This window comes from Proteiniphilum sp. X52 (genome assembly GCF_003712195.1).
Lineage (GTDB): Bacteria > Bacteroidota > Bacteroidia > Bacteroidales > Dysgonomonadaceae > Proteiniphilum.
The window spans coordinates 21,592-39,094 of the sequence record NZ_RDSD01000021.1; the positions used below are offsets into that span (position 1 = coordinate 21,592).

Sequence of the window (17,503 nt, forward strand, 5' to 3'; positions counted from 1 at the left end):
TTGTACGTCTCACGCGATATTAATAGGATTAGAGCGATTCCACGCATTTTCCACCTGATCTGAAAGATACCAGTGATACATCCGTCGGATTCCCTCTTCGAGTTCCACCTTGTATCTCCAACCCAATGATTCCAGTTTGGAAACGTCGGTCAATTTTCTCATTGTTCCATCGGGCTTGGAAGGATTGAACTTGATTTTTCCGGTATACCCCACAATATCGGCTGTGAGAAGGGCCAACTCTTTTATACTGATCTCTTTACCGGTTCCTATATTGATATGGCAATTACGGATCTCTTGGTTATCTCCTCTCAGGTCTCTGAAGTTCACATTCTCCATGATAAATACGCAGGCGTCAGCCAGATCCTCACTCCAGAGGAACTCTCTCATAGGTTTACCCGTACCCCATAGCTCCAGATGGTTTGAAAATATACCGATCTTATTGAGGGTGAAGACAAAATCGTCCATAGTGCTTTGTCCGTCAATCCCCTCGAGGGATCTGCGCCTGAGGTCTTTTTGTATGCCGCTCCAGTTATTCTCTTTCATACATTTGGCCAGATGCATTTTTCGTATTAACGCCGGAAGCACATGGCTTTTTTCCAGATTGAAATTATCATTCGGCCCATACAAGTTAGTAGGCATCACGGCTATATAGTTCGTGCCGTACTGGATATTGAAGCTTTCACACATCTTAAGCCCGGCAATTTTGGCAATCGCATAAGGTTCATTGGTGTATTCAAGCGGCGAAGTAAGCAGATCTTCCTCCCGGATAGGTTGCGGAGCCTCTTTCGGATAGATGCAGCTGCTTCCCAGGAATAACAACTTCCGCACGCCGTGGCGGTAGCTTTCTCCTATCACATTGTTCTGTATCTGAAGATTACGATAGATAAAATCGGCACGAAAGGTATTGTTCGCGACAATTCCTCCCACATAAGCCGCTGCCAGGAACACATAATCCGGTTTCTCTTCGTCGAAAAATCTTTTGACAGCGACACCATCCATTAAATCCAACTCGCTGTGAGAGCGGCCCACAAGGTTGGTGTAGCCTTTCGACAACAGATTTTTCCAGATAGCAGATCCTACCAAACCCTTGTGCCCGGCGATGTATATTTTGCTATTTTCATTCATTGTTGATTATCTCTCTTATTTTCAATTTTTTCACAAATTTCATATCATGCCTGACCATTAACCTGACCAGTTCTTCGAAAGAGGTTTTACGGGGATTCCACCCCAGCAATGTCCTGGCCTTGGTAGGATCACCCAGAAGCTGTTCCACTTCAGCAGGACGAAAATATTTGGGATCAACCTCCACCAATATCCTGCCGGTGGCGGTATCTATTCCTTTTTCATCTATGCCTTCCCCTTCCCAACGAAGTTGGATGCCGGCTTCGGCAAAAGCGTGCGTGCAAAATTCGCGCACGGTGTGCATCTCGCCGGTAGCGATTACAAAATCTTCGGGTTTGTCATGTTGTAGCATCAGCCACATACATTCCACATAGTCTTTGGCATAACCCCAATCTCTTAAGGCATTCAGGTTGCCCAGGTAGAGTTTATCCTGTTCTCCCAGTGCGATACGAGCCACGGCAATGGTTATTTTTCTGGTGACAAAGGTCTCCCCCCTGCGCTCACTCTCGTGATTAAAGAGGATGCCATTCACGGCGAACATATTATATGATTCCCTGTAATTTTTCGTGATCCAGTAACCATATAGTTTTGCCACTCCATACGGGCTACGGGGATAAAAGGGTGTCGTCTCTTTCTGAGGCACCTCCTGGACCAATCCGTAGAGTTCCGATGTGGATGCCTGGTATATTTTTGTTTTTTTCTCCAGCCCAAGAATACGGACTGCTTCCAAAAGACGGAGCGTACCCACGGCATCTGTCTCGGCCGTATATTCAGGCACATCGAAACTTACTTTTACGTGGCTTTGTGCCGCCAGATTATAAATTTCATCCGGTTTTGTCGTTTGGATGACGCGGATCAATGAACTGGAATCAGTCATATCCGCATAATGAAGATTGACAAGCCTGTCACGCCGCATATCCCTTACCCACTCGTCAAAATACAGATGTTCTATACGACCTGTATTGAAAGAGGAAGAGCGGCGTATTATCCCATGTACCTCATATCCTTTTTCAATCAATAATTCTGCCAGAAAGGATCCGTCCTGTCCTGTAATACCTGTTATCAGCGCTACTTTTGTCATATTATTTCCTTTTTAATTTTCAAAATCTTAGTTCTATCATCCTGTATCTATCCGGCATTTTCATAAGCTTTATTACCAAACAGCGTCATAAAAATTATTCTTATATCCCAAATGAAATTCCATTTTTCGAGATACTCCATATCATACTCCACCCTTTTCTCCATTTTCCAAAGTTCGTCCGTGAGACCTCTGAATCCGTTGACCTGCGCCCAACCGGTGATACCGGGTTTAACGAAATGGCGCACCTTGTAATGGCGGATCAGTTCGGAATATTGTTCGGTATGTTTCAACATGTGTGGACGGGGGCCCACCACCGACATGTTACCGAGAAATACGTTAATGAATTGCGGTAATTCGTCGATATTGGTTTTTCTCATAAAGTGACCTATTGAGGTGATACGAGAATCATTCACTTGTGCCTGTTTGCTATCGGATTCACTATTCACGGTCATTGTCCTGAATTTATAACACCAAAAAGTTTTGTTATTGATACCTGTGCGTTGTTGTTTGAAAAACACCGGGCCTTTTGAATTTAATTTTATCAATAGGCCCATGATGGGAAATAACCAACTGCACATACACACAATCACGGCAGCTGAAAACAGAATATCAAAAACACGTTTCTCTGTGCGTAATGTCAAACTGTCCAATGGAATCTCCTGTGGATTAAATATTTCAAAATAACGAGCCGATTCTTTTATTCTGCCCACCCGATTATTGTCATTCCAATATCCTTTTGTAAGCACATACCTTACGCGCAACCCCGTTTCATTACATTTGGAGAGTAACACTCTGGTGTTTTCTTTGGTGAAATAGGATGGATCAGTTACAAAGAGCATGTTCAATTTGTATTTTTCGGACAGAGCGGGCAAATCGTCCAAATTACCCAATGTGGCAAAATCGGACTGTAGTCCTTTACTTGAAAGATAGCCTGCCAGTTTAAAGCCCAAAGAGGGATTATCATTGAGCAACTTACCCAACACCAGATCCGAGTTCCCCGCCCCAAGAATAGCTACCCTCTGGCATGCATGCCCGTTTTTATACCTGTACTGTTGCACTTTGTAAACGAGATAAAAAACAACCACCTTGAACACAAAGAAAAATCCCGTATATTCCACCAGGAATCCCTTGTGATATCCAGTGGGGAGAAAAATCTCGGCCAAGAGAAAGAGAATGGCAAGAAGGATGAGAAACCGTATGCTGAAAGTTTTTACTCTTTCAGTATAACTATCGGTAAAAAAGTAATTTCTGTTCGAATAGATAATGTAGGCCAACAATTCCGAAACATTGGCGTGCAAGATATAGAGGTTTCTTCCCGGAAGATCAATATAATTATACATGGGGCTATTGTAAAACACCATATAAACCGATATATTTAAAAGTAATAAATCGAAGAGAAGATAGAGGAATCTCACTCCTGGATGATCTGTCTTCATAAGTTATGATTATAAAAGAACATAATGTACATTAAACAAAGGCTCTTTGGGTCAAAGGATAGAAAAACAATTCCCTCTATGATTTAGTGCCGTTTCGTTTCACAGTTTGCGATTGCAAAGCAGTAAACGGTGGATTTTCAGCAGGATGTTTGGCCGTATTTTTAAATTTTTCCTTGAGGATTTGGGAGACAAACAAAGTATTTCCCACCAGATATCTCCTCCACATACGGCGTGGTTCACGCACCAACCGGTAAAACCACTCCATTCCGGCGTTTACCATCCAGGCCGGCGCGCGTTGCACGGTACCCGCGTAAAAGTCGAATACAGCTCCAATGCAGCAGATATGGCCGGCATTCAATCGATCGAAATGGTCAAATGCCCATTTCTCCTGTTTGGGCGCGGTCATCCCCACAAAGAGCACATCCGGTTCAACTTGATTCACCGCGTCAATCATGACCTGGTTTTCATCTTCCGTGAACTCCGGTTTATAGGGGGGAGAGTAGCTATATACCTCCAGGCCGGGAAACTCCTTCTCCGCTCTTTTCTTGATCAGCTTCAAGGTAGCTTTCGAGCTGCCAAGGAAAAAACATTTGCCCTGTGCCGCATGCACCCTTTCCATTTCATAACGGAATATGTCGTCACCGGCTATTTTTCTTATTTTTTTACCTTGTAGCAACCGAGTGGCCAGCACCACACTGATGCCGTCAGGCAATAATATATCGCTGGCCTGAAGCGCCTCACGGAAAACGGGGTCTTTTTTAACCGTATTATATGAATGGGCATTCAACGTGGTGATCAACTTTTTGGAAGAAGTTATTTCCTGTAAAGACCCACTGAACAGTTCAAATTGCTGTAACATAATTCTGTGATTTTTAAAAACATTCAAACATACTGTAAACGACACTTATGGCTCCCGGTTAAGGAGTCCAAGAAAAAGTGTATCTCAATGAGGTGAGACAATTATGAAGTTCTTTAAAGCGAATCAGGCCTATATTCGGTTCTCCTTCGAAACTGGAAGTGCCCAGATCCATGTAATCGAACCCCATATCTTTGTAATGGTAGAAACAATGTTTGTACATAAGATTCATGACGCCCAAATTTCTTTTTTCCATATCATCGCCCATAAAGATTCCCTGAACGATCTTTTCATGTCCACGATAAAAAACGCCGGCTCCTAAGACATGGCCGTCACTGTCCTTCACGCAGAAGAAGTCCACAGGCACAATGCGATTCATCTCCAGCAGGTCATCCAATGACATGTGTATTTTACGTCCCTGCTCCTCACGGTTGCGGAGAATCACCCTATACCCTTCTTCCATCGAACCCCTATCGGTCACCATCGACCAGGAGAGACCATGCTTGAGTGCCTTGCGGCAATTTTGTTCCACCACATACTTGGCCCATTTGCCGTCAAAATTCTTTAAGTCAGCCCAATTACAGATATCGGGTGTGGCCATGGTAAATCCGATTTTGATAAACGCATTGACCAGCTTGGCATTCATATTGGTCTGGTAAAGGTCGGGGGGCAATGTGACAGACACCTTCTCCAATCCTTCTTTTCTGACATACTCTTTCAGGTCGGTAAGAAAATTGGATATCGTATAATAAAACTGATGTTCGTGCGAATAATGAAATCCGCCGAAAGGCGCGGAAAAAGGCGATTTAAGGATACCATCCTTTATACCCGCGATCAAACCCATGGATGAATCATCCTCTTTTATCAACCTAACCACTCGGTCACATTTGTTCTCCACCATCCCGATAAACGTTTCCGATATAAACAGATGCGGATCGGAAGTGAAACGTCTTCTGTACTCTTCTTGTGATACTGCTACAAGCATTTCTTCTATTTATTAATAACTTCCTGTAATAATATATCTGGTATTTTTGCTCAAAACAGGGAGCGCGAAATTTCCCCCTCATTTCGTTTATTTCGTTCTGCCATTTCCCCATTTGCTCACGCAACACCGGACCAAACAACCGGCGTTGAATCCTGTCTGCCCAAGTGCGCGCATCATCATAGGAAGATATCCGGAAATAAAATTCAATCATTTTCACACATGTCATTCACAAGCCCGTTGGGACATTATTTTTTGAAACGCTCCCAAATAAAAGGAAAAAACACCTTCATCCACATCAAGAAGAATGAGTAAGGCAGATACATTGGAAAATGCTTCCTGATATAATACATATACTCATTATAGGCAAGTCCTTTGGGGCTTTTCATCCAGGCAATCCGCTCTTTCAAGGGGACGGCGCTGTCTTTCCATTTTTTTCCGTGATCATAATTACACACACCGCAAACATGGGGGGCCAGCCATACCGGTATTTGCTTTTTGACCGCTTGCAGGGAATAGTCGAAGTCAGCAATGGCATGGGTATATTTTTCCGAGAATATGCCAATTTCATCCACCACATCAGCGCTGATCCACAACACATTCGCGTTGGTGAATTCACACCTTTGGGGTTGACTTGCCGGCTCCAGTTTCTGTGCGGTCATTATAAAATGGTTTTTTTTAATAACCGAGCCTCCGTAACTCACCCTACCCTCATCATCCGTTGTGGCACCGGAATAGATTCCCCTCTTTCCCGTGTGTGCAAGCGAATAGGCCTCGGTTTCCAACAGGTGGACAAAAAAATCGGGACACAACACCACATCGTCATTGATGAGTAAATAAGCGTCATATGACTTTTCATCCATGGCCGTTTTCCATGCCAGGCGCATTCCTCCTGCCCAGAAAAGGTTTCCATCACCTTTCAGCACTTTCACCTGGGGGAAGAGTGATTTTACGGCCTCTCCGGTTCCATCGGAAGAACCATCGTCCGTGAGGAACATGTCGAGTTCATATTCCGTCGGGATTGTTGCCTTAAAGAAGGAGGAAAGACAGTCGATCGTCTTAATTTTCCGGTTGTGGCACGTTAGCAAGACTGCTATATTCTGTTTTTGCATATTTCTCCTTTTTAAATAAATATTGTTGAAGGTGTACATACCGGACATCAAAGATTCCACGCGACCAAATCGTCACGTCTCTCACGGACATACTCCTGAATGATTCTGAAAAACAAAGTCCCAGCATCACCATCAGCATAAAATAGTTGAGGGTAAAGCTATTCACATCTTCTATCCAGGAATAGAGCCAGCGGAATGCCACATAGATTCCCAGCATCTTGGCATAAATATTCCGGGATCGGTTGACCGCCAGATACGACGCCCTGAAAAAGATAAATGAGTAAAGAATTACCCCCACGATACCTGTCCAGGTAAAGACATTGGCGAGGCCTATTTCGTTGGTAAGCCGTTCGTATCTCCCGGTCAATTCCGCTTCACGTATGCCAAAGGTGTAAGAGTCATTTCCCCGGGCGGGAGTACGTCCCAGCAGCCAGTAGTCATTAAGGATCGCGGATTCCAGCACCTCCTCATAGAGAAAGGTGCGGGTATCTGCCATCAAATCTTCATCCACACGGTTCCCTTGCGCATCAACACCTTTACCTGTATACTCACCTTTGACATAGTCTTCCGTATTAAAGACATTGAATATGCCGGAAACACCCAAGCCAAAAAGAGTGAGAGGAATCACAAATAACGCGACACGTATCCATTCCATCATCTTCACCGAAATACTTTTTCTGAAATAATAAAGTAACAGGACAAAGAAGGGAATGCCGAATTTTATCACATTACTCCGGGCTCCAAAATCAACCAGGATAGTGAACACTGTGACAACCAACAAAATCACTTTCTGTCGCGTGGTAAATACCGGTAAAAACAGGATCAGGAAACTGACCGGGATCAGGTAAAATCCATAAGCATCTGTCCTGACGATCACCGCGAACACCACAAATAATGGCAAGGCATATTTCATGAAAAATGAAAGTAACGACTGCACGATCATTTTATTGGTTGATGCAAATATCACCACCGGTAACATCAACGCCATGGCATTTCCGATTAACCCTTTCCAGTCCCAATAAATTTCAGCGGCAAACATTCCTCTTATGATGCAAACCAGATTCCATATCAAATAGATCCATACAACAAGCATATTGTCCTGGTTTCTTTTATCGAAGAAATAACGACGGGAAAGGAAGAAAGCTAACAGGATCAGGAAGGAAACAGCCCACCAAACCGTTGTATTATCTAAGATTCCCGCCATTGGTACTCCCGGTTTAAGAAAAGGAACTACAGAATAGACCGCCAACAATAAAATTGTAACCGGGAGAAAATGGCTGAGAATCTGTTTATTTACCCTATTCATTGGTTTTCTTTTAAAAAAATGCTTTCAACATTCTATCGCTTATTGGATGTTACCACATCCACCTCCATAATTGTACCAGCCATTTCACAGTGTCAATAGTCCTTTACACCGTTGGCTTTCATATACCAGTAATTGAGACTCAACTTTCGTAAAAATCGTCTGCCGTTATAACCTTTTATCCCCTTATAGCGGAATCTCAACCAATTCTCATAATAGCCCGACAAGTCAAGTGGATTGAAAACATTTAAGTGACGGGTCAGGTATTTTTTGAAAACCCTAAAACCCTCCTTTTTTCTGATCTCTTCCAACTTCGTGCTTCTGGAAGTTGCATTGCCATGCACCCTGTAGGCTACTGTGGGCTTCTCCATATAATGCAGCCTGTACCCCTCTTCCAATGCTCTTATCACCATGACCATATCCTCGTATATCTTGAATTCCTCATCCAGGAACATCCCTTTCACGATCATTTCCCTCTTGCAAAAGAAAGTGGGAGTATTCAAAAAGACCGGCCATCGGGAGTAGGTCTTCATCTGTTTTTGGGCCGTGGACAGACTTGAAAAGTGGATCAACCCCTCGTTAAGCACCTTATCCCTGATCAAGACACCGTTTTCATCAATTTCTCTGACATCGGAGGCTATGAAGGAAGCCTCTGGAAATTGCCTTGTATAGGTTAGATTATCGTCAATCGCACTATCAATAAGGATATCGTCTCCGGAGATCACTTTGATCCAGTCACCCACCGACGCGCGGACTCCCCTGTTACAGTTAGCCGAAATGCCGGTATTACGCGGTACGGTGATCAATTTTGTCGTCGAAAAACGATCCTTATTTTGCACTATCCAATCCGCGCAAAGCTGAACAGTTTGATCCCGGGATCCGTCATCACTCACTATCAGCTCAAGATTCCCCCAGGTTTGCGCTTTCACGCTTTCGAGAGCCTCGATTACATACCTTGCGCTGTTGTATGTGATAATGATCACCGATACCAATGGATTGTCCGTTACTTTCATAACTATTTATTTTCTTTTGATTTTTCGTATAAAATTTTGAGCGAGATCCTTTATCCCTATCCTTTTCTCCAGTTCGCGGAATGAGTACCACGAGGAGATGGCAATTAGCCATATGCCCATCAAATAACTATAAGGACGTCCGATAAAATTCACCACCACAAAAGTGAGTAAAGCCAAAAGGAATTGTATTGTAAAAATCTTTTTGAAAACAGAATCAAACGAGAAATTATATTTCACTTTCGCAATGATGAATACCTGTATAAGATAAACCATATAGGAAACCATAAACGCAAATCCCAACCCATCCAATCCTCCCCGGCGAAAACCAAGAACGCCAAAGACCAGCATATACAAACTGCCTCCCAATTCATTCCAGAAGTACAGTTTTCCCTCACCTTTGGCCAGAAACACAAAGGCGATAGCCCAGCTGACAGCTTTGAAAAAAACCCCCAGTGCCGCCCAGTAAATCATGCCGGAGATGACCAAAAACTCCGAGGAATACAAGATCAAAACTGCTAAATTCACAAATACCAGAAAAACAATGAGGATAGGAGCCAAAAGGAGCAGTGCTATTTCGGATTGCTGGTTGATGCTCTCCCTGCATAGGGCGTTATCTGTGGCAACTCGCGACAAACCGGGAAAGTAATCGGTTCCCATTGCTGTGAAGACCATCCCCACATAAGTGTTGATCAAGGTAAAACCGGCAGTATAAAAACCCACATCATCCACACCACCGGCATGATTGATATAGATCCTGACCAAATAGCCGGTGATCAAGGCAACCAATCCGCTCAGGCTGATTATAAAACCGGTTCCCATCATACTTTTCCCCTCAGCAATGGTTTTCTCCCCCGAGACTGTTACTTTCTCCAGTTTGATCTTCCGGGCGAAATACCATGCGAAAAAGAATGTAAGGAATGCCGTGATAATAATAACAGGCACAATCCCATCCATTCCAAACAGATAGTACAATGGAACAGTCACAAACAACCCCACCAGGCTTCCGTACAGATTGGCCTTTGCCAGATGCTGTATCCGACGCAATGCTTGCAGCGTCACCAATTCCCCTGTAGCCAATTGATTCAGGAGCAATGTGACGGAGATCCAGATAAAAGAGAGCGTGTATTCCCTATTTCCGAAGGTGACCTCGCTCAACCAAGGAGAAAAGACCAACGTGACCAACGCGCCCAGCATTCCTGAGATCCATACCATACGACGTAAAACGGTGACAACGGTGGAAATACGTTTCTCATCACCGGTATTAGCCGCCTCGGAAATACTTTTGACGGCGATCGTGCCCAGTCCAAAATTGGTCAGTCCGTTCACCAAACCGGTTGTGGTGGTAAGTAATCCCACAACCCCCATGCCGGTCGGCCCCAATAATACCGCCACAAACTTGGAACGTATGATCGAAATCAATATCTGGAAGACCTGTACTCCACCAAAAACTGAAGTAGCCTTCATGATCTGCCGGTATGAATCTTTCTTTCCTGTCATTTTTTTATACGAATGCGTCAACAAAAAGCGTTCACAGCATCCACAATTGTTTTTACTTCTTCGTCGGTGATCACCGCACTTATTGGCAAACTCAACACCTCTGCATGTATCTTCTCTGTAATCGGGAATGAAAAATTGTTCCAGTCACTATATGCCTTTTGTTTATGAGGTGGGATCGGATAATGGATCAGTGTCTGTATTCCCTTTTCCCGGAGGTAGCGCTGCAATTCGTCTCGTCTTGCCGAGCGAATGATAAACAGATGAAACACATGCGCGTTCCAATCATTGACCACCGGCAATGTGATATCGGGATGGGTGATATGTTCCAGATAATAGGAAGCCACCTCTCTCCTGCGGGCTGTTTCACTATCGAGATGTGCCAATTTCACATCCAGCACGGCAGCTTGCAATTCATCCAGCCGACTGTTATATCCTTGATAATCGAATCGGTATTTCACTGATGAGCCATAGTTGGCAAGGTTTCTCACTACTTCGCCAAGTACCTTGTCATTGGTGGTGACGGCTCCGGCATCACCCAGTGCTCCCAGGTTTTTACCCGGATAAAAACTGTGTCCCGCGGCATCGCCCAATGCGCCGGTTTTCTTCCCGTTAAATTCACAACCATGTGCTTGAGCATTGTCCTCAATGAGTTTTAAACCATATTGTTCACAAAGGTTACCGATCTTATCAGTATAAGCACATTGTCCATAGAGATGGACGATCATGATCCCTTTTGTCTTTGAAGTAATTGCTGCCTCGATTTTTCGGTCGTCGATCTGGTAGGTAGTCATATCCGGTTCCACCAGCACAGGCACCAACCCGTTATCAGAAATGGCAAGAATAGAAGCGATATAGGTATTGGCAGGGACAATGATCTCATCACCCGGATGCATTACCCCTAATTCCATGTAAGAGCGCAAAATAATCCGCAAGGCATCCAGCCCGTTGGCTACCCCCACGCAGTAATCGGTTCCGGTATATTCGGCGTAGCTTTTCTCGAACCGCTTCACCTCTTCTCCCAACAAATACCAGCCGGCATCAATCACACGTGACACGGCATCATGGATTTCCGGAGCGTATTGTCGCGTTATTTTTTGTATATCAAGAAATTTTATCATCTCCATTCTTGTACGCTAAAAATTGATTGTAGTCCCTGATATAATCACCGGCATCGTATAAGTGCGATGCCAGCACCAGACATACCGATCCCGATGAAAATCCGATCTCCCCGGCCCATATGCCAGGCGGAATATATAGCCCGAGATAGGGCCGGTTCAGAGTCACGGTTCGTTTTGTCTTTCCGTCATCGAGGATGATATCGAATGCGCCGCTCACCGCCACCAGGAACTGATGGCACTCTTTGTGCGCGTGCGCTCCCCGATCCTCGCCTCCGGGTATGTCGTAAAGATAAAAAACACGATTGACCTCGAACGGGATGGATTTTCCATTTTCAATCACACTGATATTACCTTTTTCGTGTTGATGCTTGCCTATTTCAATGATAGAGCAATCATAAATAGTCGGTTTATTCATTGCGGATTTTCTTTAAATGATTTGTAATCATAAATATAATCCGACAAGTCGAATTTTGTGGATGCCAGCACCAAGGCCACCGAATTGGTGGAAAAATTCTGCATCTGTCTCCATACTCCTTTAGGAACATACAATCCATAATAGGAGCGGTTCAGGGAGAATAGTTTTCTCGATTTGCCGTCATCCATCAACACTTCGAAACTTCCGGATAATGCCACAATAAACTCCTGTGTGTTTCTGTAGGCATGACCGCCTCTCACCTCCCCCCCCGGCACATCATAAATCCAATAAGTACGTTCAATTTTGAATGGAATATGATTGTTCTGTTCAATGACAGAGAGATTTCCTCTTCTGTCAAAATTCTTGGGAAGTTGAATAATTTCCGCTTCATTGAATATCATCTTGCAACTCCTTTAAAACACATGTTAAACATCCACCATTCACACAACAAAAAAAAGACAACACATTTTAAAAAAAGGACATCGCTCCCTCGTCAATTGCAAGCCAATCATGCATATCCATACCCATATTTCTTATAAAGGCTATACCGGTAGGACGCTTTATTTAGATCCACAGAATTGAGTATGAAATACATCCTCTTGAGTTTGTTCTCATTAAAATACCTGTCAGCGTCTTCCACGAACTTTTTCGGAGTGACACCGGCGCGGGTGACAAACAGATTCACATCGGCAATGCGGTTCAGTAAAAAGCCGTCGGAAACCATTCCTATGGGTGCTGTGTCGATAATGATAAAATCATATTCACATTTGAGAGCACTGATCAATTCATCCAGCTCCGGCTTAGCCAATAACTCATTCGGATTGGGAGGGACGGATCCCGCAGTGATGACGGATAAGTTGGGATGAATGCCCGATGGCCTTATCAGCTCCTCCTTATCCATATAGCCCGAGAGGTAGAGTGTCATACCCTGCCTGCTATCCAATCCCAACAGTTTGGCCAGTTTCGGTTTTCTGATATCCAGTTCCACCAATAACACCTTTTTCTCGAGGAGTGCCAGACTCATACCCAAGTTAACGGAAACAAACGATTTACCTTCACCGCTGACACTCGAGAGTATATTGACCACTTTTTTACCTTTACCGTCAACCACAAACATAAGGTTGGCCCGCAGGAGTCTTAACATTTCGTTAAAGCTGTCGTTATTGTCCTGTTTCACCATAACTGTTTCCGTTTGTGCGGTCTTAGGTATCTCTCCCAACAACGGGATGGAGGAGATTTTCTCCAGCTCCTCTTTATTCTCCAATTGAAAACGGAATAAATCTCTTATATAAATGCCTATTACAGGTAATACCAGTCCAAGGAGAAGGAAGAAAAACAGAATGAATATTTTCTTTGGCCATGCCACACCGGCCACCCGTATATTGTCCACCAATTTAGAATTGGGCTGTACGGCCGTCATGTTCATGTAACGTTCTTCTTTCTTCTGAAGCAGATAGAGAAACAAATCTTCTTTGATATTCTGCTGACGTTTAATATCGGACAAAGCCCTTTCCTGTCGTGGAATAGCCATGACCATGGCGTTATTACGGGAATATTCATCATTGATATCCCTCAATTGGATCTCCAGCGTATTTTTTTCTCCTTGCAAACCGGAAACAACAGAACTGAAAGTGGACGCCAGCTGATTATTCAGATTGATCATCGATTGGTTGCTACTGGAGGCAATTCGCGACAGCCTGTTTCGCTCCAACACCAAATCATTGTAGGCCGTGATCTGGGAATTCAACACGCTGCTTTGAATACCGGTATTGGCCGGGATAAGTTGGGTGTGGCCGCTCATTTGGCGCACAGAACTTAACAAGCTTGAGACAATTTCCAATTGTGTCTCCACATCCATTTTTCGTTGGCGGACACTCGCCAGTTGCGAGGTATAGAGGTTGGCCTGGGAAGAAATATCCGTCAGACCCTGTGATTGCCTGAACTGCTGCGCCTGATCTTCCACACTACTTAATTCATTACTCAGATTAGCAAGATGCTCATCAATCACCTGTGCTGTTTTTTCAGCCAATTCTAATTGATCACTAATCCCCTGTTGATTATAAGCTTCAATATAGTCTCTGAGGAAATTCACCCCCAATTCCCTATTGGGGGCGGTCATCGTGATATTTGCCACCGTGGAGTTTCTTGAGGTTAGCTTCACATCCAAAGACCCCTTTAATCCATTGGCGACACTCAGTGGATGCTGAATAATTACCCTGATCCATCTTTCTTCTGTCGGCAACACCTTGCCTTTCGACACCTTGAGCAGGCCAAAGGGCAATTGTATAGTGGAATCATTTCCGGAAGCTTTTACCTGGTACTTTTGCCCGTCAAATTTTCCATCCAACAGATAATCACCATCGGGATAGGCTGTCAGATCGAACGTTATGCCATTTTTTCCCAAGGCGTTTAGCTGTTCTTCCGATAACATAACCTTAACAGGCAACTCGTTTCCATATAATACGGCGGTCTTTCGTTTGGGAATGTTGGGGATAATTTTATCCAGACCAAGCAGAGGACTCATTTCAATATAGGTGGCATACAAATGGTTTTTCCTGACGACCTCTTCACCCACCGGCGACATCTTCAGAATCTCTATTTCATTTTCAACGTTATTCCGTCTGAAGACGACTCCCATGTTATGTTGCATATTCAGTTCGGTAGTACCTCCCTTCTGATCGTCTTTGAATAGGATGGAAGTAGTTATCTGGTATTTTGGCAATGTAAAATAGATATAGGCTGCCGCAATACCAAGAAAAAAGACGATGGAGAAGACAAACCATTTCCAGTAAGAGAGATACTTCATCAGAATGGCTGTCACATCAATCTTTTTCTCTGATAACTCCATAAACTCTTCTTCTACCCCCATGTAGTTATTCATAATTTTCCTTTTTGAGATATTCACCGGCGTGTCAAAGTATAAATGCTGACCCCCAATGTGGCTAACGAAACCAATACTGATATAGTGGAGTTCCGGAAATTATCCGCTTCCCCAAATCTGGATGAATTGGCTCTTGTCTGATTGGGTTCCACATAAACCACATCATTTTGTTCCAGGAAAAATGCCGGAGAATCAAATACATTCTTATCGTTGAGATTCAATGTGTAAATTACTTTTTCTCCATCCTCATTCTCGCGCACGACTTTCACATTGTTCCGTTTGCCATATATGGTCATATCTCCCGCCATGGCCAACCCCTCAAAAATGGTTATCCGGCCGTTAGAGGTCTCAAATTTCCCGGGTCGCTGCACTTCTCCCAGTATATTCACGCTGTAATTCATAATTCTGGCGGTTATCACCGGCATCTCTTCAGAGAAAAAGGGCTCCAATTGCTTGCCGATATGCTCTTCCAGCTGCCTGGTAGTTAATCCGGCAACCTTTAGCTTTCCCAGAGAAGGAAAATTGATTTGTCCTTCATTGTCCACCAGGTAATTTTGTAATACGGGCGTGGAGACGATAGAGCTCATCGTCCCGTCAATTTGTGGCGCAACGAGGTTGAATCTACTCGCGGCCGCGGGCTCACTACTCACCACGGCTATTGAAAGGATGTCACGGGGTTTGATTTGGGCATCATATTTTTCACTGTTGGGGATGGTCTGCCCTTGACCGGTTTGCTGAATGTAGGCAATATCTTTTACTTGTACACAGGAAGCCCCCATGCAAGCAAAGGCCAGCAGATAAATAATCTTTTTCATTTTTTGAATTTTCTTTTGGGATAATTGCATATTTTAGCCATATTATGACAAAATATGGACAAAAACATGCAACAACCAGTAACTGTGATTTTTAATTTCTACACAATGACAACATTTTAACTTTGTCGACCTCTATATTCTTAACTAAATTAGTTAAGTGGTGCAAATGTAAGGAGTGTATCTGTCATTATCCATAAAAAAAAGCTTACATAACATTACAAAATAAGGACACTTTTTATATAAACGGTTGTGGCATTTATTTTAAACATTTTCATTTTTCCCTCTTGTTCCAAGAAACTGTTCAATTTTGCGAGAATTTATATTACACTTATTTTTTTCCGTTAATGGGTTCTAATTCTTATTAATTTGAATATTTTTCACATCTATCGACTTGTCTCTTAACATGATGATTAAAAAAAAGCACTTATATTTGCACTGCAATCAAACAACACGCTATATTGAACCGATTACTTTCGGTAGAAGTTACTCTTAGGAAATCGTTATTGGGTTTTTAGCTGAAAATAACACGCATCAATCGGGCTTAAATTTCAAACACACTATCCAAGAAAGAAAAAAAGATGAAACCAAACAACTACATTATCATCATGGGATTGACATTATTATGCCTCCCAATACAATTGTCTCACGGTCAAGGATCAAGATATACAGGATCATACAAGAAATCTGGCGTGATTCAACACACACGTCAATCCAATTTTGTAATTGAAGGATTAGAGTTTTCAGGTACCCAAGGCGATATTATCTCTCTATATGCTTGTGAAAATGTAATCATCAGAAACAACAAGTTTCTCTCTTCAAACAACATCGGCATTTATCTTACTGATTGTAAAAACATCACAATCACGGATAACGCTTTCGACAATGTACGTACTGCGCTGAGAGCCCATAGGTCAGAAACTGTGAAATTTGACTACAATGACGTTTTGAATGTCGGTGGCCTTTTGGCATTATCAGATAATACCGTTAACGGCTTCGCCGCATTGTTTGATAAGGTAACCGGAAGTGGAAACAGTATCAGTTACAATGCCATCGAAAACATTTTTGGAGATAGTTCTCCCGGTGATATCATCAACGTGAATCAATCCGACGGGACACCACAAAGCCCCATCATGGTGAAAGGAAATTGGATCAGAGGCGGTGGTCCATCGCCAAACGGTGGAGGGATTCTGTTAGGAGATATCGGTGGTTCTTATCAAATTGCGGAGGACAATATCCTTGTCGATCCCGGGCAATACGGAATTGGAATTGCAGGAGGCCATAACATGACTGTGAGAAATAACAAGATATATGCCAAAAAACAATATTTCACCAATGTGGCTCTTTACGCCACAAATTATTATGAGAAGGAATTTGGCAAATCCCATACTATCAGGATGGAAAATAACATCGTCAATTATACGAACAGTCACGGAGTAAACGGACAATCCTGGTGGATAGGTGACAACATGAAACCGGTTGCGGGTATAGAAACTAACAAATATGACAAGAATCTAACCGCATCTATCCTTCCGACTAAAATTATCGGAAGGGCCGGGTCAACTTCACCTGCTCCACCATCTAATCCCGGAGAAGAAACGACCCTCCTCCCTGAGGACTCTTCCATCCAGATTTATCTGGACAGCTACAACCGGGTTTGTGTGAACGTGGTGGGAACTTTGATATCACCTACAGCCGAAATTATTGAAGGCGACAACAAATTACTGGTCCCGTTAACGCGTTTCCATACCGTGCTGCCTGACAGACCCGCCCCGGGCAATTACACCATCCTGGTAAAGAACGGGGATAAGGCACACCTAAAAACGCTGTATGTTCCCTGATGGAGAAATCACATCATAACGAGCTTATTATCCA

General features: G+C 43.4%; 15 protein-coding genes. 1 reads left to right on the forward strand and 14 read right to left on the reverse strand.

Annotated elements, in window-relative coordinates:
- Positions 1-9: 9 nt before the first annotated feature.
- The 14 genes from D7D25_RS14165 to D7D25_RS14235 all read right to left on the reverse strand — a co-directional run bounded on the left by D7D25_RS14165 (position 10) and on the right by D7D25_RS14235 (position 15,631).
- Complete coding sequence (locus tag D7D25_RS14165) at positions 10-1,125, reverse strand: GDP-L-fucose synthase (RefSeq protein ID WP_122969596.1); 1,116 nt, start codon at positions 1,123-1,125, stop codon at positions 10-12.
- On the reverse strand, positions 1,118-2,203 hold the full coding sequence (gene gmd / locus D7D25_RS14170; protein WP_122969597.1) for a GDP-mannose 4,6-dehydratase: 1,086 nt from the start codon (positions 2,201-2,203) through the stop codon (positions 1,118-1,120). Before gmd ends, D7D25_RS14165 begins: the two co-directional genes overlap by 8 nt.
- A gap of 47 nt (positions 2,204-2,250) precedes the next feature.
- On the reverse strand, positions 2,251-3,639 hold the full coding sequence (locus D7D25_RS14175; protein WP_255417323.1) for an exopolysaccharide biosynthesis polyprenyl glycosylphosphotransferase: 1,389 nt from the start codon (positions 3,637-3,639) through the stop codon (positions 2,251-2,253).
- A 76-nt stretch (positions 3,640-3,715) separates the two neighbouring features.
- On the reverse strand, positions 3,716-4,498 hold the full coding sequence (locus D7D25_RS14180; protein WP_122969599.1) for a WecB/TagA/CpsF family glycosyltransferase: 783 nt from the start codon (positions 4,496-4,498) through the stop codon (positions 3,716-3,718).
- A gap of 58 nt (positions 4,499-4,556) precedes the next feature.
- Positions 4,557-5,480 (reverse strand): hypothetical protein, encoded by a 924-nt coding sequence (locus D7D25_RS14185; protein ID WP_148038941.1) that lies wholly within the window; start codon positions 5,478-5,480, stop codon positions 4,557-4,559.
- Between the two features lie 245 nt (positions 5,481-5,725).
- Positions 5,726-6,589: a glycosyltransferase family 2 protein gene (locus D7D25_RS14195; protein WP_158602630.1), complete on the reverse strand. Its 864-nt coding sequence runs from the start codon at positions 6,587-6,589 to the stop codon at positions 5,726-5,728.
- On the reverse strand, positions 6,537-7,793 hold the full coding sequence (locus D7D25_RS14200; RefSeq protein ID WP_255417324.1) for a hypothetical protein: 1,257 nt from the start codon (positions 7,791-7,793) through the stop codon (positions 6,537-6,539). The genes D7D25_RS14195 and D7D25_RS14200 overlap by 53 nt, the downstream gene beginning before the upstream one ends.
- A gap of 194 nt (positions 7,794-7,987) precedes the next feature.
- Positions 7,988-8,905 carry a glycosyltransferase gene (locus D7D25_RS14205; RefSeq protein WP_122969604.1) on the reverse strand — a complete coding sequence of 306 codons (918 nt, stop codon included), beginning with the start codon at positions 8,903-8,905 and terminating at the stop codon, positions 7,988-7,990.
- A gap of 6 nt (positions 8,906-8,911) precedes the next feature.
- Positions 8,912-10,402: an O-antigen translocase gene (locus D7D25_RS14210; protein ID WP_122969643.1), complete on the reverse strand. Its 1,491-nt coding sequence runs from the start codon at positions 10,400-10,402 to the stop codon at positions 8,912-8,914.
- A 17-nt stretch (positions 10,403-10,419) separates the two neighbouring features.
- Positions 10,420-11,520, reverse strand: coding sequence for a DegT/DnrJ/EryC1/StrS aminotransferase family protein (locus D7D25_RS14215; RefSeq protein ID WP_122969644.1), 1,101 nt, complete (start codon positions 11,518-11,520; stop codon positions 10,420-10,422).
- Positions 11,504-11,935: an FdtA/QdtA family cupin domain-containing protein gene (locus tag D7D25_RS14220; RefSeq protein ID WP_122969605.1), complete on the reverse strand. Its 432-nt coding sequence runs from the start codon at positions 11,933-11,935 to the stop codon at positions 11,504-11,506. The genes D7D25_RS14215 and D7D25_RS14220 overlap by 17 nt, the downstream gene beginning before the upstream one ends.
- Positions 11,932-12,336 (reverse strand): FdtA/QdtA family cupin domain-containing protein, encoded by a 405-nt coding sequence (locus D7D25_RS14225; protein WP_122969606.1) that lies wholly within the window; start codon positions 12,334-12,336, stop codon positions 11,932-11,934. The genes D7D25_RS14220 and D7D25_RS14225 overlap by 4 nt, the downstream gene beginning before the upstream one ends.
- A gap of 107 nt (positions 12,337-12,443) precedes the next feature.
- Entirely contained in the window at positions 12,444-14,816 is a 2,373-nt protein-coding gene (locus D7D25_RS14230) for a polysaccharide biosynthesis tyrosine autokinase (protein ID WP_122969607.1), read from the reverse strand.
- A 20-nt stretch (positions 14,817-14,836) separates the two neighbouring features.
- Positions 14,837-15,631: a polysaccharide biosynthesis/export family protein gene (locus D7D25_RS14235; protein WP_122969608.1), complete on the reverse strand. Its 795-nt coding sequence runs from the start codon at positions 15,629-15,631 to the stop codon at positions 14,837-14,839.
- Positions 15,632-16,209: 578 nt separating this feature from the next.
- Between D7D25_RS14235 and D7D25_RS14240 the strand changes: the two genes are divergently transcribed.
- Positions 16,210-17,469 carry a right-handed parallel beta-helix repeat-containing protein gene (locus tag D7D25_RS14240; protein WP_122969609.1) on the forward strand — a complete coding sequence of 420 codons (1,260 nt, stop codon included), beginning with the start codon at positions 16,210-16,212 and terminating at the stop codon, positions 17,467-17,469.
- The last annotated feature ends 34 nt before the right edge of the window (positions 17,470-17,503 follow it).